Genomic DNA, 25,345 nt, shown 5'->3' with positions numbered 1-25,345 from the left:
CACGGCCGCGTCGTGCCGGGCAAGCGCGGTCTCCACGAGCGCTGCGCCGTCGACGAACCGTCCGGGTCGTCGGTAGCAATGCTTAAGTTCGCCGGTGATATATGGACTGTAGTCTCTCGTGATAGCAACTTCTCCCCCGGATAGGTACACATGGTAGAGGTCAGCCAACACACACTCGTTCCCGAGCATCGCCTCGTCGACGACGACGAGATCGACGCGCTGCTCGCGGAGTACGACATCAGTCGCACCGACCTTCCGAAGATCAAACGGACGGATCCGGCGCTGCCCGACGAGGCGGCGACCGGCGACGTCGTCCGGATCGAACGGGACTCGCGAACGACCGACCGTGCGGTGGTCCATCGACTCGTCATCGAATAATGAACAGGGAACTCAGACGCTCGATTTCGAGGGAGTATTTCTCCCGTGAACGGCTCGCAGAACACCATTTCCGCTCCTTTAACGCCTTCCTCAACGGCGGTATGCAGCAGGTCGTCGACGAGAAGGAGACGATCGACACCGACATCGGCGACAAGGAGGGTGAGGAGCCGGTCTTCGTCGAACTCGGTGACGTCCGTGTCGTGACGCCGCGCGTCCGCGAGGCCGACGGGAGCGAGGAACGGCTCAACCCCCAGGAAGCGCGCCTCCGGAACATCACTTACGCCGCGCCCGTCTTCATGGAGATGGCGGTCGTCGTCGGCGGTGAGGAAGAGGAAGAGCGCGTCGTCGACACGACGGAGACCCAGATCGGGCGCATGCCGATCATGGTCGGCTCGGACAAGTGCAACATCGCCGATTCGAGCGACGAGGAGCTGATCGATCTCGGAGAGGATCCCGCCGACCCCGGTGGCTACTTCATCGTCAACGGCTCCGAGCGCGTGCTGATGACCAGCGAGGACCTCGCCCCGAACAAGATCCTCGCGGAGTACGACACGAAGTACGACGACGAGATCCAGGTCGCCAAGACGTTCAGCCAGCGCCGTGGCTACCGCGCACTCGTGCTCTGTGAGCGAAATCGTGAGGGGCTCCTCGAAGTCTCCTTCCCGAGCGTCTCGGGCTCGATCGACTTCGTGACGCTCGTTCGTGCGCTCGGCCTCGAATCCGACGAGGAGATCGTCCACCGGGTCAGCGACGATCCCGAGGTCGTGAAGTTCATGCTCGAGAACCTGGAGACCGCCGACGTCCAGACCGAGGAGGAGGCCATCGAGACCCTCGGCGAGCGCGTCGCCTCTGGCCAGGGGAAGAACTACCAGCTGAAGCGGGCGAACTACGTCATCGACCGCTACCTGCTGCCGCATCTCCACGAAGAGGGCGTTCCCGACGAGGAGACGCGAATCAACAAGGCGTTCTACCTCTGTCGGATGGCCGAGGCCTGTTTCGAGCTCGCGCTCGGCCGGCGCGAGGCCGACGACAAGGATCACTACGCCAACAAGCGCCTCAAGGTGTCGGGCGATCTGATGACCGACCTGTTCCGTACGGCGCTCAACAAGCTCGCGCGTGACGTGAAATACCAGCTCGAGCGCGCGAACATGCGCAACCGGCAGCTCTCGGTCAACACGGTCGTTCGGTCGGACGTGTTGACCGAGCGCCTGGAGCATCCGATCGCGACGGGCAACTGGGTCGGCGGGCGCTCTGGTGTGAGCCAGCTCGTCGACCGCACCGACTATATGGGCGTTCTCTCACACCTTCGGCGGCTGCGCAGCCCGCTCTCGCGGAGTCAGCCACACTTCGAGGCGCGCGATCTGCACGCCACGCAGTGGGGGCGCATCTGTCCCTCGGAGACGCCCGAAGGCCCGAACTGTGGGCTGGTGAAGAACTTCGCGCAGTCGATGGAGCTGTCGCAGGACGTCGACGACGAACGGGAACTCAAACGCGAACTGTCCTCGATGGGGGTCGACGGCATCCCCGGTATCGAGGGCGTCACATCGGCGGGAGACTGATATGAGTAGCCAAAGCCAGGCACGCGACGCGAAAGTCTACGTGAACGGAAGTCTGGTCGGTACGCACGCCGACCCCGAACAGCTCGCGACCCAGGTCCGGCAGGCGCGCCGGCGCGGCGACATCGGCCGGACGGTCAACGTCTCGGTCAAGGACACGACCAACGAGGTCATCATCAACGCCGACGCGGGACGGGCCCGCCGACCGCTGATCATCGTCGAGGACGGCGAGCCGCTGATCACCGAGTCGGAGGTCGAGTCGCTCACCGACGGCGACACCGAGTTCGAGGAGCTCGTCGAGCGAGGCTACATCGAGTTCATCGACGCCGAGGAGGAGGAGGACATCCTCGTCGGCGTCGACGAGGAGGATCTCACCGAGGATCACACCCATCTGGAGATCGACCCGCAGCTCATCTTCGGTATCGGTGCGGGGATGATCCCGTATCCCGAGCACAACGCCTCCCCCCGGATCACGATGGGGGCGGGAATGATCAAGCAGTCGCTCGGGCTGCCGTCGGCGAACTACCGCATTCGCCCGGACACGCGCCAGCATCTGCTGCATTACCCGCAGCTGTCGATGGTCAAGACACAGACCACCGAGCAGATCGGCTACGACGACCGGCCGGCGGCCCAGAACTTCGTGGTCGCCGTCATGAGCTACGAGGGGTTCAACATCGAGGACGCGCTCGTGCTCAACGAGGGGTCGGTCGATCGCGCGCTCGCGCGCTCGCATTTCTTCCGGACCTACGAGGGCGAGGAGCGCCGTTATCCGGGCGGTCAGGAGGACCACTTCGAGATCCCCGACGACGACGTGCGCGGTGCACACGGCGAGGAAGCCTACACTCATCTCGACGAGGACGGGTTGGTGAACCCCGAGACGAAGGTCGGCGAGAGCGCCGTCCTGCTCGGGAAGACGAGCCCGCCGCGGTTCCTCGAAGAGCCGGACGACATGGGCGGTCTCAGCCCGCAGAAACGCCGTGAGACGAGCGTGACGATGCGCAGCGGCGAGTCGGGCATCGTCGACACGGTGACGCTGATGCAGGGCGAGGACGGCTCGAAGCTCTCGAAGGTCTCCGTGCGCGATCAGCGGGTGCCGGAACTCGGCGACAAGTTTGCCTCCCGACACGGACAGAAGGGCGTCGTCGGTCACATCGCGCCCCAGGAGGACATGCCGTTCACCGAGGAGGGCGTCGTCCCGGATCTGATCGTCAACCCGCACGCGCTGCCCTCGCGGATGACGGTCGGTCACGTTCTGGAGATGCTCGGCGGCAAGGTCGGTTCGCTCGAGGGCCGCCGCGTCGACGGGACCGCCTTCACTGGCGAGGAAGAGGAGGAGCTCCGCGACTCGCTCGAGGAGCATGGCTTCGATTCGAGCGGCAAGGAGATCATGCACTCGGGCGTGACAGGCGAAAAGATCGACGCCGAGATCTTCGTCGGGACCATTTTCTATCAGAAGCTCTATCACATGGTCTCGAACAAGATCCACGCCCGTTCCCGCGGGCCGGTGCAGGTCCTCACCCGCCAGCCGACCGAGGGGCGTGCCCGCGAGGGTGGGCTCCGGGTCGGCGAGATGGAGCGCGACGTCCTGATCGGGCACGGTGCGGCGATGGCGCTCAAGGAGCGCCTGCTCGACGAGTCCGACAGGGAGTTCATCTACGTCTGCGGTGAATGTGGAATGAGTGCGGTCGAGAACGTCGAACAGCGCCGCGTCTACTGTCCGAACTGTGGCGAGGAGACCGACATCCACGAGATCGAGATGAGCTACGCGTTCAAGCTCCTGCTCGACGAGATGAAGGCTCTCGGCATCGCCCCGCGGCTCGAACTGCTGGACGCGGTCTGAGATCACGAAACCATGAGTACCAACGCAACACCGAAAGAGATCGGCGCGATCGACTTCGGGCTGATGAACCCGGAGGAGTATCGCGACATGAGCGCGACGAAGATCATCACTGCCGACACCTACGACGACGACGGCTACCCGATCGACATGGGGTTGATGGACCCGCGATTGGGCGTCATCGATCCCGGGCTGGAGTGCAAGACCTGCGGACAGCACTCGGGCTCCTGTAACGGCCACTTCGGCCACATCGAGCTCGCCGCACCCGTCATCCACGTCGGCTTTACGAAGCTCATCCGGCGGCTCCTCCGGGGGACCTGCCGTGAGTGTTCGCGCCTGCTGCTCGACGAGCACGAGCGCGACGAGTTCGCAGAACGCCTCCAGCGGGCGCGCGATCTCGACGACGACGTCAACGACGTGACGAAGGCGGCGATCCGGCAGGCACGGAAGGCCGACCGCTGTCCGTACTGCGGCGAGGAGCAGTACGACGTCCAGCACGAGAAGCCGACGACCTACTACGAGGTCCAGGACGTGCTCGCCGCCGAGTATCCCCAGCTCATCGCCGAGGCGATGCAGCCCGACGAGGAGGAAGACCGGCCGGCGACCTCGCCGCAGGAGCTCGCCGACGCGACGGATATCGAGCTCTCGCGGATCAACGATATCCTGGGCGGGGAGTTCCGCCCGCGCGAGGAGAGTCGGGAGGCGATCGAGCGCGCGCTCGACGTCGATCTCTCCGAGGAGGATCTGAACAAGCTGATGCCGTCGGACATCCGTGACTGGTTCGAGGCCATCCCCGACGAGGACGTCGAAGTGCTCGGGATCAACGCCGAGCGCTCGCGCCCCGAGTGGATGATCCTCACCGTGCTCCCGGTGCCGCCGGTGACGGCACGCCCCTCGATCACGCTGGACAACGGCCAGCGCTCCGAGGACGACCTCACGCACAAGCTGGTCGACATCATCCGCATCAACCAGCGGTTCATGGAGAACCGTGAGGCTGGTGCGCCCCAGCTCATCATCGAGGACCTCTGGGAGCTGCTCCAGTATCACGTGACGACGTTCATGGACAACGAGATCTCGGGCACGCCGCCGGCCCGTCACCGCTCCGGTCGGCCCCTGAAGACCCTCTCTCAGCGGCTCAAAGGGAAAGAGGGTCGGTTCCGCGGGAGCCTGTCGGGCAAGCGCGTGAACTTCTCGGCCAGAACCGTGATTTCGCCGGACCCCACGCTATCCCTGAACGAGGTCGGCGTTCCAGAACGGGTCGCGCGCGAGATGACCCAGACGATGAACGTCAACGAGCAGAACATCGAGGAGGCACGCCAGTACGTCCGGAACGGTTCCGAGGCACATCCGGGTGCGAACCGCGTCATCCGACCGGACGGGAAGGTCATGAAGATCCTCGATCAGGCGAAGGAGGAGCTCGCCGAGCGCATCGAGCCGGGCTGGCAGGTCCAGCGCCACCTCTCGGATGGGGACATCGTGATCTTCAACCGCCAGCCGTCGCTCCACCGGATGTCGATCATGGCCCACGAGGTGGTCGTAATGCCGTACAAGACGTTCCGGCTGAACACTACTGTCTGTCCGCCGTACAACGCCGACTTCGACGGCGACGAGATGAACATGCACGCCCTCCAGAACGAGGAGGCGCGTGCCGAGGCGCGCGTGCTGATGCGCGTCCAGGAGCAGATCCTCTCGCCGCGGTTCGGCGAGAACATCATCGGTGCGATCCAGGACCACGTTTCGGGCACCTATCTCCTCACCCACGACGACCCCGAGATGGGTGGGCTGCCGCGGTTCAACGAGACGCAGGCGCTCGACCTGTTGCGTGCGACGGGCGTCGACACGCTGCCCGACGACGATGGTACGGACGAGCAGGGACGGCCGTACTGGACCGGCCGGACGATCTTCTCCGAACTGCTGCCGAGCGCGCTCGATCTCGAGTTCACGAGTTCGACCGGCGACAGGGTAGCGATCGACGACGGTGCGCTCGTCGAGGGCACCATCGACGAGGACGCCGTCGGTGCGTTCGGCGGCGAGATCGTCGACACGATCGTCAAGCAGTACAGCGAGACGCGCGCCCGCGTGTTCATCAACGAGGTCGCCTCGCTGGCGATGCGCGCCATCATGCACTTCGGCTTCTCGATCGGTATCGACGACGAGTCGATCTCCGACGCCGCCGAGGCACAGATCGACGAGAGCATGGAGAACGCCTACGAGCGCGTTCAGGAACTCATCGACACCTACGAGAACGACGATCTCGAATCGCTGCCCGGGCGGACGGTCGACGAGACTCTGGAGATGAAGATCATGCAGACGCTCGGGAAGGCGCGTGACTCGGCTGGCGACATCGCCGACGAGCACTTCGACGACGACAACCCGGCGGTCATCATGGCCGAGTCGGGCGCGCGTGGCTCGATGCTCAATCTCACGCAGATGGCCGCCTGTGTCGGCCAGCAGGCGGTGCGGGGCGAGCGGATCAACCGCGGCTACGAGGATCGCACGCTGAGTCACTTCAAGCCGGGCGATCTCTCGGCCGAGGCTCACGGCTTCGTCGAGGACTCCTATCGCAGCGGGCTGACGCCCCGGGAGTTCTTCTTCCACGCGATGGGTGGCCGTGAGGGGCTGGTCGATACCGCAGTGCGAACCTCGAAATCCGGCTATCTCCAGCGCCGGCTCATCAACGCGCTCTCCGAGCTCGAAACGCAGTACGACGGCACCGTTCGGGACACCTCGGACAACATCGTCCAGTTCGAGTTCGGCGAGGACAACACCAGTCCGGTGAAGGTCTCGTCGAGCGACGACAACGAGATCGACGTCGACGAGATCGCCGACCGCGTTCTCGCCGCGGAGTTCGAGGACGAGGGCGAGGAGTTCGCCGGCGCACAGGCGACGAACCTCTCCGAGAGCGCCGACGACCGCATGGACCGCGATCGGCCGAGTTCGCCGATCGACGTCCCGGAGGTGGGCGATGACTGAGATCACGGGCGAGATCGAGGGGATCGTCGAGGGGACGGATCTCCCGAAACGACTCAAGGACGAGGTGTACGAGAGCATCGAAGGGCGAGACGTCACCGACGAGCAGGCGGCCTCGATCGCCGAAGCCGTCGAGTCGCGCTATCTCGACACGCGCGTCGAACCGCTCGATCCCGTCGGCACCGTCTCGGCACAGTCGATCGGCGAGCCGGGCACGCAGATGACGATGAACACGTTCCACTACGCGGGCGTCGCCGAGATCGACGTCACGCAGGGCCTCCCGCGGCTCATCGAGCTCGTCGACGCCCGGAAGACGCCGGATACGCCGATGATGACGGTGTATCTCGACGAGCAGCACGCCGAGAACCGCGAGAAGGCCCACGAGGTCGTCTGGAACATCGAATCGACGCGGATCCTGGCGCTCGGTGACGTCTCGACGAACGTCGCCGACATGCTCGTCCAGGTGAACCTGAACGAGCAAACTCTGGACGAGCGGCTGATCTCGGCCGAGACGGTGGCCGAGGTCATCGAGGACTCGCTCGGTGTGGAGGTCACGCAGACGGGCACGACGATCGAGTTCGGGCCCGAACAGCCGAGCTATCGCCGCCTGCTCCAGCTGGTCGAGGAGCTGCGCGAGATCGTCTTCAAGGGTATCGACGAGGTCTCGCGCGTCGTCATCCGCAAGGAAGAGGTCGAGGGCAACGAGGAGTTCATCCTCTACACCGAGGGGTCGGCCTTCGGCGACGTGCTCGACATCGAGGGCGTCGACGCCTCGCGAACGACCTGCAACAACATCCACGAGGTTTACCGGAATCTGGGTGTGGAGGCCGCCCGCGAGACGATCATCGACGAGACGATGAACACGCTCGAAGAGCAGGGGCTCGGCGACGTGAACATCAGGCATCTGATGCTCGTCGCGGACATCATGACCGCCGAGGGCACCATCGAATCGATCGGCCGTCACGGCATCTCGGGCAACAAGGACTCCGTACTCGCGCGCGCGGCCTTCGAGGTGACGGTCAACCACCTGCTCGACGCCGCGGTCCACGGCGAGGTCGACGATCTCGACGGCGTGACCGAGAACGTCATCGTCGGCAAGCCGATCAAGCTCGGCACCGGCGACGTCAACCTCCGGATGGGTGGCGCGACGACCGACGGCTCCGGCCGCGCGGACTGACTCCCGACCCGTATCGCTCGTCGAATCACACTTCATCTCACCATGCGCGTCACGCTTTCCGATACCGCACTCCGACATATCGCCCTGTTCGAGGACGTCACGGGCGCGACCGCAGTCGACTGTCTCGTCGACGACGACCGCGTCTGCTTTCTGGTGGCTGCCGGCGAGATGAGCGACGCGATCGGCCCCGACGGAACGACCGTCGAGCAGGTCGAAGAGCGGCTCGACAAGCGGGTTTCGCTCGTCGAGAACGCCGACACACCCGAACTGTTCGTCGCCAACGCGCTCGCACCCGCGGTGGTGCACAACGTGACGATCAGCGAGAACGCTTCGACCGTGGCCTACGCGGAGGTCGATCGGGCCGACACCGGCGTCGCGATCGGCCGCGACGGCGAGACGATCGAGACCGCACGCCGGCTGGCGGAGCGTCAGTTCGACATCGACGACATCGAACTGGCCTGAATCGAACGGTCCCGGACTTCTTCAAAATCATACTATGGACGTCATATTCGGTGTTCTACCGCAACGCTGCAGAAACCGACGACAATGAGGGACCGCAACCGCCCCGCACAGCCCACACACCTCCCCAGCCGATTCACTCACTCCCTCCGGTCGTTCGCTCATCCCTCGCGCGTTCTCCGGCCTTCGGCCGGATTCATCACGCGCCACCGCTACCGGTTTCACTCACCTGTCATTTGGGAAACTTGCCCGTCGGCGCTCGGGGCGGCCTGAAACGGGAGGCATAAGTGCGCCCATCGGGTAGCGGGGGTATATGGCCAACGGCAAGTACGCTGCGCGGAAACTCAAAAAGGACCGTCAGAACCATCGATGGTCCGACTCGGAGTACGCCCGACGCGCTCGCGGGCTGAAGGAGAAAACCGACGCGCTCGAAGGCGCGCCGCAGGGTCGCGGCATCGTCCTGGAGAAGGTCGGTATCGAGGCCAAACAGCCTAACTCCGCGATCCGCAAATGTGTTCGCGTCCAGCTCATCAAGAACGGCCAGCAGGTCACGGCCTTCTGTCCGGGCGACGGCGCGATTTCGTTCATCGACGAGCACGACGAGGTCACGATCGCCGGCATCGGCGGCGCGAAGGGTCGTGCGATGGGCGACCTCTCGGCGGTGAACTACAAGGTCGAGAAGGTCAACGGCGTCTCGCTCATCGAACTCGTGCGCGGTAACGCGGAGAAACCCGTCCGATGAGCGAATCCGAAGCCCCCGAGCCCGATCAGCCCGCCGGCGCGGAGGAAGCGACCGGCGCGAAGCTGTTCGAACGCTGGGACGTGACCGGGATCGAGTACGACGATCCGAGCACCGAGCGCTACATCACCGTCACTCCTGTGGAGCACACGATGGGTCGTCACGCGAGCAAGCAGTTCCAGAAGAGCGAGATTTCCATCGTCGAGCGCCTCATCAACCGGCTGATGCAGACCGACGAGAACACGGGCAAGAAACAGCAGGCCACCCGCATCGTGCGCAACGCCTTCGATCTCGTCGCCGAGCGCACCGAGGAGAGCCCGGTGCAGGTGCTCGTCAGCGCCGTCGAGAACGCCGCCCCGCGCGAGGAGACCGTCCGGCTGAAATACGGCGGGATCTCCGTCCCGCAGGCCGTCGACGTCGCCCCGCAGCGCCGCGTCGATCAGGCGCTCAAATTCATCGCCGAGGGCGCTCACAGCGCCTCGTTCAAGTCGCCGACCGACGCCCACGAGGCGCTCGCCGACCAGCTCACCGGCGCGGCGAACTACGACGTCCAGACGTACGCCGTCAACCAGAAAGAGGAGAAAGAGCGCGTCGCGGCCGCCGCCCGCTGACCGTTCGCACAGTTCTTTTTCGTTTCCGATCCTCGCTGTTCGGTCAGTCACCGCTTTGACAGCAACGACTGTTATATAAATGCCCATGTATAGCGGGGGGAACAGTCACAGGCGTGGGTATGGTTAGTACGGGTGTCATGGACGGTGTCGTAGCGTGGGACGTCGACGCGACGCGGGAGCCGCCACGCGGGCGTCCCCCGGCCGCATACGCGGGGAGCCACCGATGGCGGTGGGTCGCCGGCGCACACCGTTCGGGCGTCGAACTCGACAACAGGTGACACATCATGTACGATAAGAAAGTCTTGGCGAAGGGGACGGCGGTGTCGTTCGGCGTCGTCGCGCTCGTGGCGATGCTCATCGTGAGCAGCGGCATGGCCTTCGCCGCACCGATCAGCGGCATCGGCGGGTTCACGATCGAGGCCGACGAGCTCCGGGGCGACGACCTGTACCTCTATCCGGGCGTGAGCGACACGAGCGAACGTGAGGGCGTCCCGGTGGCGACCGCGGAGTTCTCCTCGGTCGAGATCGACGGGCTCGAACTCACCAAGGAGCTCGAGGACGTGCCGGCCATCGGCGGTAACGCGCGTATCGTGATCACCTCGACGGATACGGTGACGGCGGATTCACTCCTCGTCAAACAGACCAAGCTCCAGGCCAGTTCGTCGACGTTCAACGGGCTGCTGATCGACGAGGAGAACGCGAAATACAGCGATTCGTTCAAGCAGGTCGCCCCGTCGACGGGCGAACAGCGTCAGGAAGGCGTCGATAGCGCGACGGGTGGTCCGAAGACGCTCGATCTCGCGAACGCCTCGAATCCGGGGATCGTCCTCCAGAACGCGACGATCCGGGCTCACTATCAGGCGGTCAACGAGATCTCGATTCCGGGTATCACGCTCGCCGCCGAGTACGATCAAAACGGTGACGGCGATTACACCGACGACGGCGACGTCACGCTGAGCTAACACGGCCGATACGTTTTTCCACCACGACACACAGAATGGTTGAAATGACACAGTCCGGGTCGGGCGGTGGTAACGGGTCGGTTGGAACGCGACGCGCCCGGTTCGACCGCTGGCGGCGCGGCCGGCCGTTCGCCGGCGGTGCGCTGCTGGTGGTGGCGTCGCTCGTCATCGCGTGGATCCCGATCAACATCGCGCCCGACACCATCCTCATCGGCGAGACGCTCTCGCCGATCGGGCTGTTGTTCGCCGCGCTGGTCTTCCTGTGTGGCATCTTCGCACTCACCCGGCCCGGCAACGCCGATATCTTCGGGATCTTCGGCGTCGTGTTCTCGATCTTCTCGCTGTACGGCGCGCTCGGCGGCTTCATCATCGGTACCGGTCTCGGCATCGTCGGCGGTGTGCTCTGCTACGCCTGGCGTGACGAGAGCACCGAAGACGGGGACGACGGCGGGGGCGGCTCAGGCGGGACCACGGAGGCCGATTTCGAGTTCACCGACGACGAGACGGACGCCGAGGAGTCCGACGACGGGCTGTTCGGGACGCGATCGCGCGTGCGGCGTGCGGCGAGCGCCGACGGCGGCGGTGCGGGCGGCCGAACCGCGTCGATCGCCCTCCTACTCGTCTCGGTGATCGTCCTCGGTGCGTTCGCCCACCCGCTCATGACGGCGGCAGCTCGCGACTTCCCCGAACAGGAGGGGATCGACGGCACCGTCGTCGTCGCCGACGAGTTCTCGGGCAGCGGCTTCAACCACGAGAACGTCACGACCGACAGTTCGAACCGTGAGAACGTCCCGGCGGGGAAGTTCTCGTTCAAGAGCGACGTGAACATCGAGGGACTGACGATGTACAAGAACTTCCGTGGCGGCCCGGGTGGGACCTCGCATCTCACCATCAAGGGATCGTCTGCGTCGGCCCCGGGCGGGCTCTCGCTGACGGCCTCGGAGGCGTACTTCGGACGACTGGGGATCGGAAAGGATCCGGTCGTCATCCCGGCGGCGCGCGAGAAGTGGTCGACGTGTCCCGGCGAGGACTTCCTGTTCTCGATCGGTGATCTGGGACCGCTGCCCGGTCCGCCGATCGATTCGAGCAAGGTGGTGACGAACACGCATCAGCTGTCCGCGCAGTCGATCACCATCGAGAACCTCGAGCTCACGATGCAGGGCGGGACGAAATCGACGAGCGTCTCGGGGACGCCCGAGTGTACGAAAAACCCGATCGAGCCGGTGTTGGACCTCATCACGGCGAACGCGCTCGCGCTGCTGACCGACGAGGGCGTCATCAGCCCGAACGTGACGACCAACAACTTCACGGTCAGCGACTTTGCGGCACCCGCCGAGGTCCAGCGAAACGAGAGCTACGACGTGAACGCGACCGTGACGAACGCGGGCTACATCGAGGACGAAACGACCGTCACGTACCGCCGTGACGGCGAGATGTTGGCCCAGCGCAACGTCACGCTCGGCCCGGACAACGAGACGACCGTCTCGTTCACCGACATCGGGACGGACGGACTGAGTCCGGGCGAGTACGATCACGCCATCACGGCCGGCGCGAACGAGACCACCGGAACCCTCACGATCACCGCGCCGAACAGTTCGGCAAACGGGTCCAATGCCTCGGCCAACGCGAGCAACGCCTCCACCAACCTGACGACTGCCGCCGCAAACGGCACGAACGAATCGGCGAACGCGACGAGCAGTACGAATAAGACGAGTGTAGGGAACGAGACGACCACGCCCGGCGAAAACGGCACGACGACCGAACCGACGACGACAGCCGAGCCAACGACGGCAACCGAATCGACGACATCGACGGCGACGCCTACTCCGCCCCCATCGGGCGACGCCCCGTCGACGACCGCAACTGACACCGCCTCGCCGACGGCAACTGATGCACCGACGGCGACGACCACAGAAGCCGCCACGGCCGCGGCAGCGGAAGCCGGAAACGCGTCGGCGACCACCGCAACGGCGGCCCCGACCGCTCGGCAAAACAGTACGAACGGCTCGGCACTCATCGGCACTCCCGTGTTGACGAGCGATCGTCAGGGGCAGCGATGAGCACCGAACGGCTTGGGCTGTCGGCCCATCGGGCACGGTTCGGCGAGTGGCGGGCGTCGCGGCCGTTTCTCGGCGGCGTGCTGTTGGCACTCGGCGGCATCACCGTCGCGTTCGTGCTGATATTTTCCATGGGGATCACGTTCGCCCGAGCCAGCCCGTCGGCGTTCGCACTCGTCGCGGCGACGGCGACCTTTCTCTGTGGCGTCTTCGCGCTCGTCGAACCCGATCTCTCGGGGCTGCTCGGCGTGGCCGGCGTCGTCTCGATCGTCGTGTCGCTCGTCGGCACGCCGCTCGGGGCCGTCCTCGGCGTGGTGCTCTCGATCCTCGGCGGCAACCTCTGCTATGCCTGGCAGCCCGAGGCGGAGAGCTAACTCCTCGCGCGGTCGAGTACGACCGATGACAGCACCGAGTTCGTTCCGTCTCCTTTGTTCGTGCTCCGTTCCAGCACGGGTGGATCGATGAGCGACGATGACGACGGGTTCGTCTTCGGCGACGAGGACGAATCGCTGTTCGGCTCGTCCGATACGGCGTCGAGCGACGATGATCGACGGTTCGGATCGACCGACGGAGCCGATTCCGCATCCCCCGAACGATCGCCGCTCGACGGTATCACTACGACGGTCGCGACGGTGGTGCTGGTGGCCGTGGTGGTCGCCGTCGCTGGGGCAGTAGCCTACCCGCTCGTGATGGGTGCGCTCGACACCGGCGGATCGACCGACGGGCGCGTGCCGGGCGGCGGTGGCGATTCGGGGAGCGTTTCGACTCCGTCAACACCGAGCGATCCTTCGACGGAGATCGTGGTGACGGTCGCACCACCGACGAGCGTATCGGACCCCAATCGCTCGTCGACGCGAACAACGGCGCGGTCGACGCGAACTACGTCGACAACGGCTCCGTCGGCGACCGGACGGACCACGACGGAGCGATCGACCGTCGCCGTCGAGGAGTTCCCGGCCGGTGAGCCGGCCGACGGAAACGAGACGTCCGATTGAGTACGGTGCAGGTTCGTCAGTCGGCGGCAGAGCCTGTTTGGAGAGCGTACTCGCGGGTCGCGTCGACGAGCGCCTGTCGGTACTGGCTCTCGTCGGGATCGGCGACGAGCTCCCGGAAGCGGTGTTTGAACGCCGCGAGATCAGTTCCCGGAGCGTCGTTGGCGGCGGCGTGAGCGAGATCGTAGAGGCGGTGGTCGTCGGCGATGCAGTCGTGACGCTCCAGCAGGGCGAGCGCGAAGGCCGCGTTGACGGCCGTGATCTCGGGATCGGCCGCGGGCGTCAGCCGCGTCCAGCGGGGTGGATCGACCGGTCTGTCGGCGAGCGCGCCCGCGAGGCTCGATTCGAGAAAGGACACGAGCCTGTCGGCCGGTCCGACGCTCAGGGTGATGTCGTCGGCGTAGATGTCCTTCATGTGGTTGGCGATCTGATGGCAGTGGACGAGTCGCCGGCGCTCGACCGAGTGGCCCGCGAGCGCGAGCGTGAGTGCCTCCGTGGTCGATTGGATATGTGACGGGTGTGACTGCTCGTACCGACGCATGTGTGAGTATTCGTGGAGCGCGAGCGGACGCGCCATCGCGCTGGTCGCGGCCTGCCGGGAGATGTTCAAGACGTGATGATCGTCGTAGTGGGCGCTCCACGTCCGCGAATCGGGATCGGTGCGAACGTGGACGTGAACCGGGAGCGCGAGGTCGTGCTCGGTCGTGAAGAGATCCCGCGCCCCCAGAAACGGGTCGGCCGGACCGGGCGAATGCACGCGAACGTCCATGTGTTCTATTAACACGGGCTGTGGCGGTATGATTCTTGTGTCGGGGGCAAGACGCCCGCTACGTGGTTCGCGATCGACCGGGGTTCGCTCCCCGTTCCTGTTCGTTGGATGCTGCGTGCCGCGACGGTTCGCCGCTCGATTCCCCGTTCGTCGTGAGTAGCGAAGCCGGCCGAATTTCCCGACGTCATCGGCTCCGGGACTGGAAACAGCACCCTTTTGACCCTCCTTCCGATACGAGTTCGCATAATGGGCCGACGTAAGAAGATCGTTCAGGAATGCGAGCGGCTGATGGACACTCCGGAGAACATCCGGAACATCGCCATCGCCGCCCACATCGATCACGGCAAGACAACCCTCACCGACAACCTGCTCGCAGGCGCGGGCATGATCTCCTCGGACCTCGCCGGCGAGCAGCTCGCGATGGACACCGAGGAGGACGAGCAGGAACGGGGCATCACCATCGACGCGGCGAACGTCTCGATGACCCACGAGTACCAGGAGACCAACCACCTCATCAACCTCATCGATACCCCCGGTCACGTCGACTTCGGCGGCGACGTGACGCGGGCGATGCGTGCGGTCGACGGGGCCTTAGTGGTCGTCGACGCGGTCGAGGGGACGATGCCCCAGACCGAGACCGTGCTGCGTCAGGCACTCCGCGAGGGCGTCAAACCCGCGCTGTTCATCAACAAGGTCGACCGGCTCATCAACGAGCTTCAGGAAGGCCCCGAGGAGATGCAGGAGCGTCTCCAGTCGGTGATCGGCGACGTCAACGAGCTCATCCGCGGGATGGCCGAGGAGAAATACGAGGAGGGCTGGAAGGTCTCCGTTCAGGACGGCACTGTGGCCTTCGGCTCGGCGCTCTACAACTGGGCGACCAGCGTCCCCCAGATGCAGGAGACGGGCATCGACTTCGCCGACATCATCGAGTACAACCGCAACGACGAGATCGACGAGCTCCGCGAGTACTCGCCGCTCTCGACGGTCGTGCTCGACATGGTCGCCGAACACTTCCCGAACCCGGTCAAGGCCCAGCCCGAACGGGTACCGACCGTCTGGCGTGGCGACGACACGACCGAGCTCGCCGAGGGGATGCGTCTCGTCGACGACGAGGGTGATGTCGTCTTCATGGTGACCGACATCGGTATCGACCCCCACGCCGGCGAGATCGCCACCGGACGGCTGTTCTCCGGCACGCTCGAACGCGGTCAGGATCTCTACGTCTCCGGCACTGCCGGCACGAACCGCATCCAGTCGGTCGGGATCTTCATGGGTGGCGAGCGCGAGGAGGTCGAAAGCGTTCCCGCAGGCAACATCGCCGCCGTTACCGGCCTCCGGGACGCGATCGCCGGCTCCACGGTATCGTCGACGGAGATGACGCCGTTCGAGTCGATCGAGCACATCTCCGAGCCGGTGATCACCAAATCCGTCGAGGCACAGAACATGGACGACCTGCCGAAACTGATCGAGACCCTCCAGCAGGTCTCGAAGGAGGACCCCACGATCCGCATCGAGATCAACGAGGACACCGGCGAGCACCTGATCTCGGGGCAGGGCGAGCTCCACCTCGAAGTGATCACCCAGCGCATCGAGCGCAATCAGGGCATCCCCGTCACCACGGGTGAGCCGATCGTCGTCTTCCGCGAAGCCGTCCAGCAGCCCTCCGACATGGTCGAGGGGCAGTCGCCGAACCGCCACAACCGGTTCTATCTCACCGTCGAACCGCTCTCGCAGGACGTCGTCGAGACGATCAAGCGCGGCGAGGCGTCGATGGACATGCCCGAGCAGGAACGCCGCGAGGCACTCCAGGAGGCCGGGATGGACAAGGAAACCTCCCAGGAGATCGAGACCATCCACGGCACGAACGTCCTCGTCGACGACACGAAGGGCATCCAGCATCTCAACGAGACGATGGAACTCGTCGTCGAAGGCTGGGAGGAGGCTCTCGACGACGGGCCGCTCGCCGCCGAACCAGTCCAGGGCACCCTCATCCGACTCGACGACGCCCGCCTGCACGAGGACGCCATCCATCGCGGTCCGGCACAGGTCATCCCCGCAGTGCGGCAGGCCGTCCACGGCGCGCTCATCGACGGCCGTATCTCGATGCTCGAACCGATTCAAAATGTGCGCATCGACGTGCCGAGCGAGCACATGGGTCCCGCCTCCGGCGAGCTTCAGGGTCGCCGTGGCCGCGTCGACGACATGTACCAGGAAGGCGATCTGATGGTCGTCGAGGGCGTCGCCCCGGTCGACGAGATGATCGGCTTCGCCTCCGATATCCGCTCGGCCACCGAGGGTCGTGCCTCCTGGAACACCGAGAACGCCGGCTTCCAGGTGATGGCCGACAATCTCCAGCCCGACACGATCATGGAGATCCGCGAGCGCAAGGGCATGAAGCTCGAACTGCCCGCGAGCGTCGACTACTTCTAACCACCTTTTTACTTCGGGGCATCGCGCTCGCTCCGCTCGCGCTCAACCCCTCGCAAAAACCTGGACTAAAAATCTCCGCTCGCAAACCGCGCGAGCGGTGAACCGCGCTCGTTCCACTCGCGCGGACATCCGCCACCGCAAACCACACAGCACTGCAGAAGCCCTCGGTCGCTCGTTCCACTCGCTCCTTCGCCCTTCATCCGCCAGGAACCGCAAACCGCCGCGACCGCACGACTACCGCGCCGCAACCGCACTGCGGCCGCGGCGGCTCGATCAACTCAGAACGGCAGGTAGCGATCGTAGAGGTCGTCGATTCGGCGGTTGAGATCGTCACCGTTCTGGGAGCCCCAGGGGTTGCGCGAGAAGTAGTACATGCTCGCGAGGATCACGCCGATGGTGACGGAAAATCGCGGCGTGATGGCGCTGAGGACGAACGCCGAGAGGCCGGCGACCACCCCTGCGACGAGCACGTCCACGATCTGATAGGCAACGGACATGCGGACGATAGCAGCGCCGGCGGCCTAAACGGTTCGGACGCGAGCGGAAACGCTGGTGTTTATCACTGCCGCTGTGTGACAGCGTGGTATGCATCGAGTCGAGCGGCCGACGGGAGTGAGGCGATGAGCGACGCGTCGGAATCGCGCTCGGCCTACACCGTGCGCCTCGAACTCGTCGACGAACCCGGCGAGCTGCTCCGCGCGCTCGCACCCATCGCTGACAACGGCGGCAACCTACTCTCGATCTTTCACGAGCGCGGTTCGCTCACCCCGCGCGGCCATATCCCCGTCGAGGTCGATCTGGAGGCGACACCCGAGCGCTTCGAGACGATCGTGAGCGCGCTCCGCGAGGCCGGCGTCAACGTCATCCGTGCGGGCGCGGAGCGCTACGGCGAGGAGCTCTCGGTCGTGCTCGTCGGCGATCTCGTCGAGACGGACCTCTCGGATACGCTCTCGCGCGTCGAGCAGGCGAACGCCGCCGTGGCCGACGTCGCGCTCTCGGCACCGGCGGGCACCGACGAACCGTCGAGCGCGCGACTCCGACTCGCGACCGAGACCGGCCAGCGCGAGCGCGCGCTCGATACCGTTCGTGAACTCGCCGACGAGAAGGATCTCCATCTGGTCGAGCCGCTCGCGGGAGGCGACCGATGAAACTCGCCGTCGTCGGCTGCGGCGCGGTCGGGCGCGCGGTCTGCGAACTGGCCGGAAGCTACGGCCATCGCGTGACCGCGATCGCCGACTCGACGAGCGCCGCCGTCGACGAGGGCGGTCTCGACGTCGAAACTGTTCTCGACCGGAAAGCCGAGCGCGGAACCGTCGGTTCGGGCGATCGGGAGCACGCGCTCGCCGGCGAGTACGACGTCCTCGTCGAGGCCACGCCGACGACGCTCGGCGACGCCGAACCCGGCTTCTTTCATGCCGAGCGCGCGCTCGCCCGCGACGCACACGTCGTGCTGGCGAACAAGGGACCGGTCGCCGAACGCTACGGCGATCTCCGTGCCGCGGAGCGCGACAGCGCGGGAACGGTCCTGTTCGAGGCGACGGTCGGCGGGGCGATCCCGATCCTCTCGACCATCGCCGATCTCGGTCCGGAGGACGTGACGGCGGTTCGCGGGATCCTGAACGGGACGGCGAACTTCGTCCTCTCGCGGATGAGCGCCGAAGGACTGGACTACGAGCACGTCCTCGCCGAGGCCCAGGATCTCGGCGTGGCCGAAACTGATCCCACCTTCGACGTCGAGGGCACCGACGCTGCGCTCAAGTGTGTCATCCTCGCGAACGTGCTCGGCGACGGCGACGTGACCCTCGACGACGCACAGGTCGAGGGGATCACCCGGCTCACCCCGAGCGCGCTCGATCTGGCGAGCGAAGACGGGCGCACGGTGCGACTCGTCGGCGAAGTTACCGATGGCGAGGATCCGACCGTGCGCGTCGGCCCGCGACTCGTCCCCGAGCATGGGACGCTCGCGGTGACGGGCACTCAGAACATCGTCCAGCTGGAGACGCGCCACGCCGGGCAGTTGAACCTCAGCGGGCGCGGTGCGGGCGGACGGGCGACGGCGTCGGCGGTGCTCGCGGATGTCGGCCGACTGCCCTGAGACGAGACCGAAACCGTCGACAACCGGGTCGAATCGGCCGTGTGCGCCCGATTCGCTGCGGTAGGTATCGTAATCGTTTTAACCGGAACCACAGTAATCATCCGACATAGCGCCCCTGCGCGTGAGACACCAATGGCAGACAAACCACACCAGAACTTGGCCGTCATCGGCCACGTCGACCACGGAAAGAGCACGCTCGTCGGACGACTCCTCTACGAGACGGGGAACGTTCCCGAGCACGTCATCGAACAGCACAAAGAGGAAGCCGAAGAACAGGGCAAGGGTGGCTTCGAGTTCGCCTACGTGATGGACAACCTCGCCGAAGAGCGCGAGCGCGGTGTCACGATCGATATCGCCCACCAGGAGTTCGACACGGACGAATACAACTTCACCATCGTCGACACCCCTGGCCACCGTGACTTCGTGAAGAACATGATCACGGGCGCGAGCCAGGCCGACAACGCCGTGCTCGTCGTCGCCGCGGACGACGGCGTCCAGCCTCAGACCCAGGAGCACGTCTTCCTCGCCCGCACGCTGGGCATCAACGAGCTCATCATCGCGGTCAACAAGATGGACCTCGTCGACTACGAGCAGAACCGCTACGACGAGGCCGTCGAGGAAGTCAAGGGTCTGCTCGATCAGGTCAGCTTCGACACCGACAACGCGGGCTTCATCCCGGTGTCGGCGTTCGAGGGCGACAACATCGCCGACAGCTCCGACGACACGCCGTGGTACGACGGCGAGACGGTGCTGGACGCGCTCAACGATCTGCCTGAGCCCCAGCCGCCAACGGACGCGCCGCTGCGGCTGCCGATCCAGGACGTCTACACCATCTCGGGCATCGGTACTGTGCCCGTCGGCCGCGTCGAGACCGGTGTTCTGGAGACGGGGGACAACGTCTCCTTCCAGCCGAGCGACGTCGGCGGCGAGGTCAAGACCGTCGAGATGCACCACGAGGAAGTTCCCAACGCCGAACCGGGCGACAACGTCGGGTTCAACGTCCGCGGCATCGGCAAGGACGACATCCGCCGCGGTGACGTCTGTGGACCGGCCGACGACCCGCCGACGGTCGCCGAGACGTTCCAGGCACAGGTCGTCGTGATGCAGCATCCGAGCGTGATCACCTCGGGCTACACGCCCGTGTTCCACGCCCACACGACACAGGTCGCCTGTACGATCGAGTCGATCGACTCGAAGATCGACCCGGCAAGCGGCGAGGTCGCCGAGGAGGAACCCGACTTCATCCAGTCGGGTGACGCCGCCGTCGTCACCGTCCGCCCGCAGAAACCGCTCAGCATCGAGCCATCGGGCGAGATCCCCGAACTCGGGAGCTTCGCCATCCGCGACATGGGTCAGACCATCGCCGCCGGCAAAGTGCTCTCGGTCGACGAAGCATAATGCAGCAGGCGCGAGTCCGCCTCGCCGGCACCAGCCCCGAGGATCTGGACGACATCTGCGACGATGTCCGCGAGATCGCCACCAAGACCGGGGTCAATCTCAGCGGGCCGATCCCGCTGCCGACGAAGGAACTCGAAGTTCCGGCACGGAAATCGCCCGACGGTGAGGGGACCGCGACCTGGGAGCACTGGGAGATGCGCGTCCACAAACGGCTGATCGACCTCGACGCCGACGAGCGTGCGCTCCGCCAGCTCATGCGCATTCAGGTGCCGAACGACGTCAGCATCGAGATCGTCCTCGAAGACTGAGCCGTTCGCCGGTTTTTCACCCGCAACGCTTTCCATCCCCAGCCGTGAGTAGGGCGTATGGCTCGTCTCGGGGGCAGTCCGACCGTCCAGACGCTCGCGGTGATGGCCGTCGTCTTTCTCGGCCAGCAGGTCGCCGGACTGATCGGCGCGATGGGCTTTTTCTTCGTGCTCGGGCCGACCGTCCCGCTCCGACCCTGGACGCTGTTGACGAGCATCTATGCACACGGCAGTCTGCCCCATCTGCTCGGCAACGCGGCCATGCTCGTGCTCGTGGGGTTGATCGTCGAGTCGTTCACGTCGACCGCGCGCTATCACGCCTTCTTCGTCGCGACCGGAGCGCTCTCGGGGCTCGCCCAGATCACGCTGTTGCCCGGCAGCCGCGTGCTCGGTGCGAGCGGTGCGATCTTCGCCTTCCTCGGCTATCTCGTCGCCGCGAACCCGGTGTCGAGCTCGGTGCTCGACGTGTTGCGACTGCGCCGGCGCACGCAGCTCGCCCTGTTCGCGCTGCTCGCGGTCGTCGTCACGCTGTTGACCGGCGCGCCGGGTGTGGCACTGGTAGCGCATTTCACCGGCTTCCTGCTCGGGCTGCTCGCTGGCCGTCTCGGCGTCCTGGGGACGAGTCGGCGTCGCGGGCAAACACAACATACAAGCGGACCGCCCGGATAGAACGGGATGCGGGCTCGTAGATCAGTGGTAGATCGTCTCCTTCGCAAGGAGAAGGCCTCGGGTTCGAATCCCGACGAGTCCAATCCTACTTTTTGCCCGGCTTCGCTCGTCTTCGACTCGCTCAGCCGGGCAAAAACGTAGTGAAAAACCGCACCGCAACCGTACCGCAGTTCTACTGGCGACTATCATCAGCTGCTTCGGTCGTTTCGAATCGACATCGAACCGTGAAAAATACGGGCCGGGCGGACGGCGATATCGTATGGTCGCTGCTGAGATGGTCTTTCTCGGTGCAACGGTCTTTCAGATCGCGTTCACGCTACCCGTCCTCCTCGATCGCGGCTCGACCGTCCCACGTGAGACGAGCGTCCCGACGGCACTCGTCTGGTTCGTCTACGCCGCGACGTACGTCACGATCTCCTACCCGCTGGCGGCGATCGCGAGCGCGCTCGGCGGCGCGGTGTGGCTGGTCGTGGCGTTCTATCGGGGCCGCCCGCCGGGTCAACACCCGAACTACGACGTCGATGGCTCGCTGGCCGACTGATCGAGCCCGACACCGCCGAGGATTTAGGCCGTTCCGGACTATCGCCGGTATGCCGCGCCAGAAATCCTCCTTCGATCGACTGCGCCCCTTCGAGTTCCGCGAACCGGCCGACGTGCTCGATCCCGACGCGATGTACACCGTCTACGAGATCGCTCGCCTCTTGCAGGGATTGGAACCTGACACCGAACTCGACGTCGAGACGGAAGGCATCCTGCTCGACTGGGCGATCCCGTGGTTGGTTACGAACGCCGACGAACTCTGCTTCGGCGATCCCGAAAGCGACGACGAACCGGGCCATTACGGACTGCTCGATACGGAGTAGATAGTGGCGAGGCGAGGCAGTGGAGCTTATCGCCCGTACGATTCGGCGACCGCGCTGAGTGCGTCGTGAGCTTCGGTCGTGTGCGGTGCGGTCAGCGGCGAGACGCTCACCCGACCCTCGAAAACCGCCCGGCGATCGGTGCCCGCCGGATCGGGGATCGTCCCGTCGGCCATCCGCTGCCAGATGCGATCCCGGAGCGTGAAATCGCCGTCGTCGCCGACGGCGGTCAGTTGGTACACTTCTGATGGGTAGGTGATCTCCATCTCGCCGCGTTCGCCGTCGGTGGCCGCCGAGGTGGGTGCGTTGACGTTCAGATAGTCCGCCCGCTCGAAGATCCCGTCGCCGAGCGCGTTCGTCACGAGATGGCCCGTTGCCCGGACGGCCTCGTCGTACTCGTCCTCGCGAGCGGCGTACTCGCGGAAGTCGATGTCGCCGCCGGGGATGTACAGCGAGACGGCGATCGCCGGAACGTCGAAGAAGGTCGCCTCGACGGCGGCGCTGATCGTCCCCGAGCGCCCGAGCGTGTACTCGCCGAGGTTCGCGCCCTGATTACAGCCCGAGACCACGAGGTCCGCGTCGGGACAGAGTGAGCCGAGGCCCGCCACCACGCAGTCGGCGGGCGTTCCCTCGACGGCGTAGCCGAGGTCGTGCTCCTCGACGACGACGCGATCGGAGAGCGTGCGCCCGACGGCGCTCTGGTCCTCGGCGGGCGCGACGACCGTCACCTCGCCGTGGTCGGCGAGTGCATCGGCGAGCACGGCGATCCCCGTGCTCTCGATGCCGTCGTCGTTCGTCAGCAGGATCTGCATGATCGGTCTGTGGTGGCCCATCGCAAAAGCACACCGTTAAGCGTCGTTCGACTCCGACCGACCGCGAATCGAGGGGGCGAGATGGAGAGCAGTAGGGGAACGGAGAATGTGGAGGGGGGGGGGAGATCTTTAGATGGGGATCCGATCGACGATCGTCTCGTTGTCGACGACGAGATTGTACGATCCCTCGTCGTCGTTCCAGAGCACGAGCACGTTCTCGAACTCCAGGAGCGCGCCGTAGTCCGCGTCGGCGAGCGCCCGGTTGAGCGTCGTTTCGCGGGTGAGTACGGCGTAGTGATCGACCGCCTCGCTGCCGTCGCTGATCTTGAACAGGGGGTTGCCGTCGGACAGCGAGTGACTGAGCTTCGCGGCGATACAGTCGACCCGACTCGAGACGTGGCGCTCGCTGTCGGCCATCTTCGCCACTCGGTTCGAGTCGGGCGTAAACTCGATGCGGCGCGCTCCGTCCAGGCGGAGGATCGAATACGAGTACTGGACGTCGACGTTGACGAACGCCGCACCCTCGTCGGCAGTCTCGGCGAGGCGACGCTGGAACGGTGGGACGTCGAGATCGCCCTGCACGTCGAACGACCAGCCCCTGTCGGTCGGCGCGTGACCGGGCCAGAGGCGGACGGTCGGTGCGTACGCCGTCGCTGGACTACCGCCGTCGGCGAGCGCGCGTTCGATCCGCCGGAGGCCGATCGACGTCTCGCGGTCGGCGGGCGCGATGGCGACGAGCGAGCCATCGGGTGCGAGCGCGTCCAGATACCGCTTCGCGACCGCGGTCGGATCGTCGAGCTCGCTCAGTACGTTCGCCATCAGTATCAGGTCGTACTCGCCGTCGGGAGCGAACGTCTCGGCGCTCGTGCGGTGAACGGTCGGATGGAAGTTCCTCCCCGTATCGTCGAGAAGCGCCTCCAGCACGTCCGCGGCGGCGCTCGGCTCGATCGCGTGATATTCACAGAGCGCGTCGTCCGGGAGGAAGTCGGCGAGGCCGAGCGCCGGTCCGCCGACGCCCGCGCCGACGTCGAGCACGCGAAGCCCCTTCGAGAGCAGTTCGTCGCGCGCGAGACCGTCGAGGACGTACTGGACGGTCGCGTAGTAGTCCGGTAGATGGTAGATGGCGTAGGCGAGCGCCGTCTCGTGGTCGTAGTTCACCGAGTCGCCGGCGAAGTACGACTCCTTGAACGTCCGAATCCGCTCGCGGAGGCGCTCGCCCGATTCGCCCGTCGGCCAGCCGGTCCCGTACTCGTCGACGAGCAGGTCTTCGAGCGCTCTGACGTGTGGTTCGGGTAGCGCCGCGACACCCGCGAACTCTGTTTCGATCGGTTCCTCGGGGACGGGAACGAACGTGCCGTCGTCGCGCTCGATCAGGTCGAGCTCGGCGGCCGACTCGCGGAGCACCTCGCGGACGACGGCGGGGTGGGGCTGGCCGGTGACGTACTCGTCGATCTCCTCGGGGTCGATCGGGCGCACTTCCCGGAGGTAGTTCGCGTTCGCACGGATCGCCGCGCGCTGATCGTCGTTCATCGTCGCTCGCGCGCCTCGCGGTACAGTTCCTCGACACCCGCCCCGTCGGCCGTAGCGATTTGCTCCGCGGCCTCGGCGACCGCCTCTGCGCCGTCGAATCGCTCTTGGACCTCGGCGTAGACCCGCGGTGATCCCGACAGTACCTGGCTCGCGAGATCATTGAGTGGGCCGGAGATAGGGGTGTGAAACTCCTCACGGACGTCCTCGGCAGCGAGCCCGTAGGCGAGCACGGCCGCGTGCGCGCCGGCCTGAACCGTCTCCATCGCCCGATCGTGCTCCTCGGGCGTCGTCTCGAAAGGTTCGTTTTCGGTGGCCAGCGCCGCGCGAACCTCGTCGGTCGCCGGGCCGGTCGCGTCGGCGACCGTCGCGATCCGTCCGGGGGCGTTTTCGGGCGCGAACAGAGGGTGGAGGCTCAGCCGTTCGCGATCGGGTGCGTGCGTTCGCATCGCCTCGATCGGCTTGGCCATGCTCCCGGTGACGTCGATCACGGCGCGCTCGGCCTTTGGCGCGTGCTCGGCGATGGCCGCTTCGACCGCCGGCATCGGCACGGCGAAACAGACGGTGTCGAACCGTTCGTCGGTGTCGAGCGCCACCGACCGCGCGTCGAGGCGGTCGGCGACTGCGGCGGCGCTCTCGGGGTCGGTATCGGCGAGGGTGACTGTGGTCGTTTCGGCGAGCGTGCGGGCGAACCACTCGCCCATCGTGCCCGCGCCGACGACGAGAAGGGTCATTGTGCGCT

26 protein-coding genes and 1 tRNA gene are annotated in these 25,345 nt (G+C 65.8%); 22 read left to right on the top strand and 5 right to left on the bottom strand.

Translation table 11 applies throughout. The features are described from left to right. Nucleotides 1-150 precede the first annotated feature (150 nt). The 13 genes from C451_RS08240 (at nt 151) to C451_RS08185 (ending at nt 13,741) form a co-directional block, all read left to right on the top strand. Nucleotides 151-378, top strand: coding sequence for a DNA-directed RNA polymerase subunit H (locus C451_RS08240; protein WP_007739609.1), 228 nt, complete (start codon nt 151-153; stop codon nt 376-378). After that, nucleotides 378-1,937, top strand: a complete 1,560-nt coding sequence (locus C451_RS08235; RefSeq protein WP_007739608.1) for a DNA-directed RNA polymerase subunit B'' — start codon at nt 378-380, stop codon at nt 1,935-1,937. The genes C451_RS08240 and C451_RS08235 overlap by 1 nt, the downstream gene beginning before the upstream one ends. Nucleotide 1,938: 1 nt before the next feature. Continuing rightward, nucleotides 1,939-3,774: a DNA-directed RNA polymerase subunit B gene (gene rpoB, locus C451_RS08230; RefSeq protein ID WP_007739607.1), complete on the top strand. Its 1,836-nt coding sequence runs from the start codon at nt 1,939-1,941 to the stop codon at nt 3,772-3,774. 12 nt (nt 3,775-3,786) lie between these two features. Then, nucleotides 3,787-6,744: a DNA-directed RNA polymerase subunit A' gene (locus C451_RS08225; protein WP_007739606.1), complete on the top strand. Its 2,958-nt coding sequence runs from the start codon at nt 3,787-3,789 to the stop codon at nt 6,742-6,744. Continuing rightward, nucleotides 6,737-7,918 carry a DNA-directed RNA polymerase subunit A'' gene (gene rpoA2, locus C451_RS08220; protein ID WP_007739604.1) on the top strand — a complete coding sequence of 394 codons (1,182 nt, stop codon included), beginning with the start codon at nt 6,737-6,739 and terminating at the stop codon, nt 7,916-7,918. The genes C451_RS08225 and rpoA2 overlap by 8 nt, the downstream gene beginning before the upstream one ends. Before the next feature lie 42 nt (nt 7,919-7,960). Continuing rightward, nucleotides 7,961-8,380 (top strand): NusA-like transcription termination signal-binding factor, encoded by a 420-nt coding sequence (locus C451_RS08215; RefSeq protein ID WP_007739602.1) that lies wholly within the window; start codon nt 7,961-7,963, stop codon nt 8,378-8,380. A 310-nt stretch (nt 8,381-8,690) separates the two neighbouring features. Further along, nucleotides 8,691-9,119 carry a 30S ribosomal protein S12 gene (locus tag C451_RS08210; RefSeq protein ID WP_007739600.1) on the top strand — a complete coding sequence of 143 codons (429 nt, stop codon included), beginning with the start codon at nt 8,691-8,693 and terminating at the stop codon, nt 9,117-9,119. After that, complete coding sequence (locus tag C451_RS08205) at nt 9,116-9,727, top strand: 30S ribosomal protein S7 (protein ID WP_007739598.1); 612 nt, start codon at nt 9,116-9,118, stop codon at nt 9,725-9,727. Before C451_RS08210 ends, C451_RS08205 begins: the two co-directional genes overlap by 4 nt. Before the next feature lie 137 nt (nt 9,728-9,864). Next, on the top strand, nt 9,865-10,005 hold the full coding sequence (locus tag C451_RS22615) for a hypothetical protein (protein WP_161605857.1): 141 nt from the start codon (nt 9,865-9,867) through the stop codon (nt 10,003-10,005). A 6-nt stretch (nt 10,006-10,011) separates the two neighbouring features. Then, the gene (locus tag C451_RS08200) at nt 10,012-10,689 is read left to right on the top strand and encodes a DUF6230 family protein (protein ID WP_007739596.1); all 678 of its coding nucleotides are present in this window, start codon (nt 10,012-10,014) and stop codon (nt 10,687-10,689) included. Nucleotides 10,690-10,733: 44 nt separating this feature from the next. Further along, nucleotides 10,734-12,749, top strand: coding sequence for a DUF6114 domain-containing protein (locus tag C451_RS08195; RefSeq protein WP_007739595.1), 2,016 nt, complete (start codon nt 10,734-10,736; stop codon nt 12,747-12,749). Further along, nucleotides 12,746-13,120 carry a DUF6114 domain-containing protein gene (locus tag C451_RS08190; RefSeq protein ID WP_007739594.1) on the top strand — a complete coding sequence of 125 codons (375 nt, stop codon included), beginning with the start codon at nt 12,746-12,748 and terminating at the stop codon, nt 13,118-13,120. Before C451_RS08195 ends, C451_RS08190 begins: the two co-directional genes overlap by 4 nt. Before the next feature lie 87 nt (nt 13,121-13,207). Beyond that, nucleotides 13,208-13,741 (top strand): hypothetical protein, encoded by a 534-nt coding sequence (locus C451_RS08185; protein ID WP_007739593.1) that lies wholly within the window; start codon nt 13,208-13,210, stop codon nt 13,739-13,741. A 16-nt stretch (nt 13,742-13,757) separates the two neighbouring features. Here the strand turns inward: C451_RS08185 and C451_RS08180 are convergent, their stop codons facing one another. After that, complete coding sequence (locus C451_RS08180) at nt 13,758-14,507, bottom strand: DUF5781 family protein (protein WP_007739592.1); 750 nt, start codon at nt 14,505-14,507, stop codon at nt 13,758-13,760. A gap of 246 nt (nt 14,508-14,753) precedes the next feature. Here C451_RS08180 and C451_RS08175 point away from each other — a divergent pair, with 246 nt between their 5' ends. Continuing rightward, complete coding sequence (locus C451_RS08175; RefSeq protein ID WP_007739591.1) at nt 14,754-16,937, top strand: elongation factor EF-2; 2,184 nt, start codon at nt 14,754-14,756, stop codon at nt 16,935-16,937. A 278-nt stretch (nt 16,938-17,215) separates the two neighbouring features. Here C451_RS08175 and C451_RS08170 read toward each other — a convergent pair whose 3' ends face one another. After that, nucleotides 17,216-17,434: a hypothetical protein gene (locus C451_RS08170; protein ID WP_007739590.1), complete on the bottom strand. Its 219-nt coding sequence runs from the start codon at nt 17,432-17,434 to the stop codon at nt 17,216-17,218. A 123-nt stretch (nt 17,435-17,557) separates the two neighbouring features. Here C451_RS08170 and C451_RS08165 point away from each other — a divergent pair, with 123 nt between their 5' ends. From C451_RS08165 to C451_RS08130, 8 genes are all read left to right on the top strand, one after another. Continuing rightward, nucleotides 17,558-18,085 carry an amino acid-binding ACT domain-containing protein gene (locus C451_RS08165; protein ID WP_007739589.1) on the top strand — a complete coding sequence of 176 codons (528 nt, stop codon included), beginning with the start codon at nt 17,558-17,560 and terminating at the stop codon, nt 18,083-18,085. Further along, nucleotides 18,082-19,032 (top strand): homoserine dehydrogenase, encoded by a 951-nt coding sequence (locus C451_RS08160; protein WP_007739588.1) that lies wholly within the window; start codon nt 18,082-18,084, stop codon nt 19,030-19,032. The genes C451_RS08165 and C451_RS08160 overlap by 4 nt, the downstream gene beginning before the upstream one ends. A 132-nt stretch (nt 19,033-19,164) precedes the next feature. Next, nucleotides 19,165-20,430: a translation elongation factor EF-1 subunit alpha gene (tuf, locus tag C451_RS08155; protein WP_007739587.1), complete on the top strand. Its 1,266-nt coding sequence runs from the start codon at nt 19,165-19,167 to the stop codon at nt 20,428-20,430. Further along, the gene (rpsJ, locus tag C451_RS08150; RefSeq protein WP_204365460.1) at nt 20,427-20,738 is read left to right on the top strand and encodes a 30S ribosomal protein S10; all 312 of its coding nucleotides are present in this window, start codon (nt 20,427-20,429) and stop codon (nt 20,736-20,738) included. Before tuf ends, rpsJ begins: the two co-directional genes overlap by 4 nt. 57 nt (nt 20,739-20,795) lie before the next feature. After that, complete coding sequence (locus tag C451_RS08145) at nt 20,796-21,404, top strand: rhomboid family intramembrane serine protease (RefSeq protein WP_007739584.1); 609 nt, start codon at nt 20,796-20,798, stop codon at nt 21,402-21,404. A gap of 10 nt (nt 21,405-21,414) precedes the next feature. Further along, a tRNA-Ala gene (locus tag C451_RS08140) sits at nt 21,415-21,486 on the top strand. Nucleotides 21,487-21,663: 177 nt separating this feature from the next. Continuing rightward, complete coding sequence (locus C451_RS08135; RefSeq protein WP_007739583.1) at nt 21,664-21,945, top strand: hypothetical protein; 282 nt, start codon at nt 21,664-21,666, stop codon at nt 21,943-21,945. A 49-nt stretch (nt 21,946-21,994) separates the two neighbouring features. After that, a complete protein-coding gene (locus C451_RS08130; RefSeq protein WP_007739582.1) occupies nt 21,995-22,267 on the top strand; it encodes a DUF5827 family protein in 273 nt (90 codons plus the stop codon). Between the two features lie 26 nt (nt 22,268-22,293). On the opposite strand, the gene surE is transcribed toward C451_RS08130, so the two are convergent. The 3 genes from surE to C451_RS08115 form a co-directional block, all read right to left on the bottom strand. Next, a complete protein-coding gene (surE, locus tag C451_RS08125; RefSeq protein WP_049913043.1) occupies nt 22,294-23,076 on the bottom strand; it encodes a 5'/3'-nucleotidase SurE in 783 nt (260 codons plus the stop codon). Nucleotides 23,077-23,205: 129 nt separating this feature from the next. Then, nucleotides 23,206-24,606 (bottom strand): small ribosomal subunit Rsm22 family protein, encoded by a 1,401-nt coding sequence (locus C451_RS08120; protein ID WP_007739580.1) that lies wholly within the window; start codon nt 24,604-24,606, stop codon nt 23,206-23,208. Next, complete coding sequence (locus C451_RS08115) at nt 24,603-25,337, bottom strand: prephenate dehydrogenase/arogenate dehydrogenase family protein (RefSeq protein WP_007739579.1); 735 nt, start codon at nt 25,335-25,337, stop codon at nt 24,603-24,605. Before C451_RS08115 ends, C451_RS08120 begins: the two co-directional genes overlap by 4 nt. Nucleotides 25,338-25,345 lie beyond the last annotated feature (8 nt).

The organism is Halococcus thailandensis JCM 13552 (assembly GCF_000336715.1).
Taxonomy (GTDB): domain Archaea; phylum Halobacteriota; class Halobacteria; order Halobacteriales; family Halococcaceae; genus Halococcus; species Halococcus thailandensis.
Note: the sequence above shows the minus strand (reverse complement) of the source record. Positions and strands in the feature narration are given on the sequence as shown.

Bases quoted from the DNA above. Each gene is read 5' to 3' on its own strand.
- C451_RS08240 (WP_007739609.1), top strand. From the start codon at position 151: ATGGTAGAGGTCAGCCAACACACACTCGTTCCCGAGCATCGCCTCGTC.
- C451_RS08235 (WP_007739608.1), top strand. From the start codon at position 378: ATGAACAGGGAACTCAGACGCTCGATTTCGAGGGAGTATTTCTCCCGT.
- rpoB (WP_007739607.1), top strand. From the start codon at position 1,939: ATGAGTAGCCAAAGCCAGGCACGCGACGCGAAAGTCTACGTGAACGGA.
- C451_RS08225 (WP_007739606.1), top strand. From the start codon at position 3,787: ATGAGTACCAACGCAACACCGAAAGAGATCGGCGCGATCGACTTCGGG.
- rpoA2 (WP_007739604.1), top strand. From the start codon at position 6,737: ATGACTGAGATCACGGGCGAGATCGAGGGGATCGTCGAGGGGACGGAT.
- C451_RS08215 (WP_007739602.1), top strand. From the start codon at position 7,961: ATGCGCGTCACGCTTTCCGATACCGCACTCCGACATATCGCCCTGTTC.
- C451_RS08210 (WP_007739600.1), top strand. From the start codon at position 8,691: ATGGCCAACGGCAAGTACGCTGCGCGGAAACTCAAAAAGGACCGTCAG.
- C451_RS08205 (WP_007739598.1), top strand. From the start codon at position 9,116: ATGAGCGAATCCGAAGCCCCCGAGCCCGATCAGCCCGCCGGCGCGGAG.
- C451_RS22615 (WP_161605857.1), top strand. From the start codon at position 9,865: ATGGACGGTGTCGTAGCGTGGGACGTCGACGCGACGCGGGAGCCGCCA.
- C451_RS08200 (WP_007739596.1), top strand. From the start codon at position 10,012: ATGTACGATAAGAAAGTCTTGGCGAAGGGGACGGCGGTGTCGTTCGGC.
- C451_RS08195 (WP_007739595.1), top strand. From the start codon at position 10,734: ATGACACAGTCCGGGTCGGGCGGTGGTAACGGGTCGGTTGGAACGCGA.
- C451_RS08190 (WP_007739594.1), top strand. From the start codon at position 12,746: ATGAGCACCGAACGGCTTGGGCTGTCGGCCCATCGGGCACGGTTCGGC.
- C451_RS08185 (WP_007739593.1), top strand. From the start codon at position 13,208: ATGAGCGACGATGACGACGGGTTCGTCTTCGGCGACGAGGACGAATCG.
- C451_RS08180 (WP_007739592.1), bottom strand. From the start codon at position 14,507: ATGGACGTTCGCGTGCATTCGCCCGGTCCGGCCGACCCGTTTCTGGGG.
- C451_RS08175 (WP_007739591.1), top strand. From the start codon at position 14,754: ATGGGCCGACGTAAGAAGATCGTTCAGGAATGCGAGCGGCTGATGGAC.
- C451_RS08170 (WP_007739590.1), bottom strand. From the start codon at position 17,434: ATGTCCGTTGCCTATCAGATCGTGGACGTGCTCGTCGCAGGGGTGGTC.
- C451_RS08165 (WP_007739589.1), top strand. From the start codon at position 17,558: ATGAGCGACGCGTCGGAATCGCGCTCGGCCTACACCGTGCGCCTCGAA.
- C451_RS08160 (WP_007739588.1), top strand. From the start codon at position 18,082: ATGAAACTCGCCGTCGTCGGCTGCGGCGCGGTCGGGCGCGCGGTCTGC.
- tuf (WP_007739587.1), top strand. From the start codon at position 19,165: ATGGCAGACAAACCACACCAGAACTTGGCCGTCATCGGCCACGTCGAC.
- C451_RS08145 (WP_007739584.1), top strand. From the start codon at position 20,796: ATGGCTCGTCTCGGGGGCAGTCCGACCGTCCAGACGCTCGCGGTGATG.
- C451_RS08135 (WP_007739583.1), top strand. From the start codon at position 21,664: ATGGTCGCTGCTGAGATGGTCTTTCTCGGTGCAACGGTCTTTCAGATC.
- C451_RS08130 (WP_007739582.1), top strand. From the start codon at position 21,995: ATGCCGCGCCAGAAATCCTCCTTCGATCGACTGCGCCCCTTCGAGTTC.
- surE (WP_049913043.1), bottom strand. From the start codon at position 23,076: ATGCAGATCCTGCTGACGAACGACGACGGCATCGAGAGCACGGGGATC.
- C451_RS08120 (WP_007739580.1), bottom strand. From the start codon at position 24,606: ATGAACGACGATCAGCGCGCGGCGATCCGTGCGAACGCGAACTACCTC.
- C451_RS08115 (WP_007739579.1), bottom strand. From the start codon at position 25,337: ATGACCCTTCTCGTCGTCGGCGCGGGCACGATGGGCGAGTGGTTCGCC.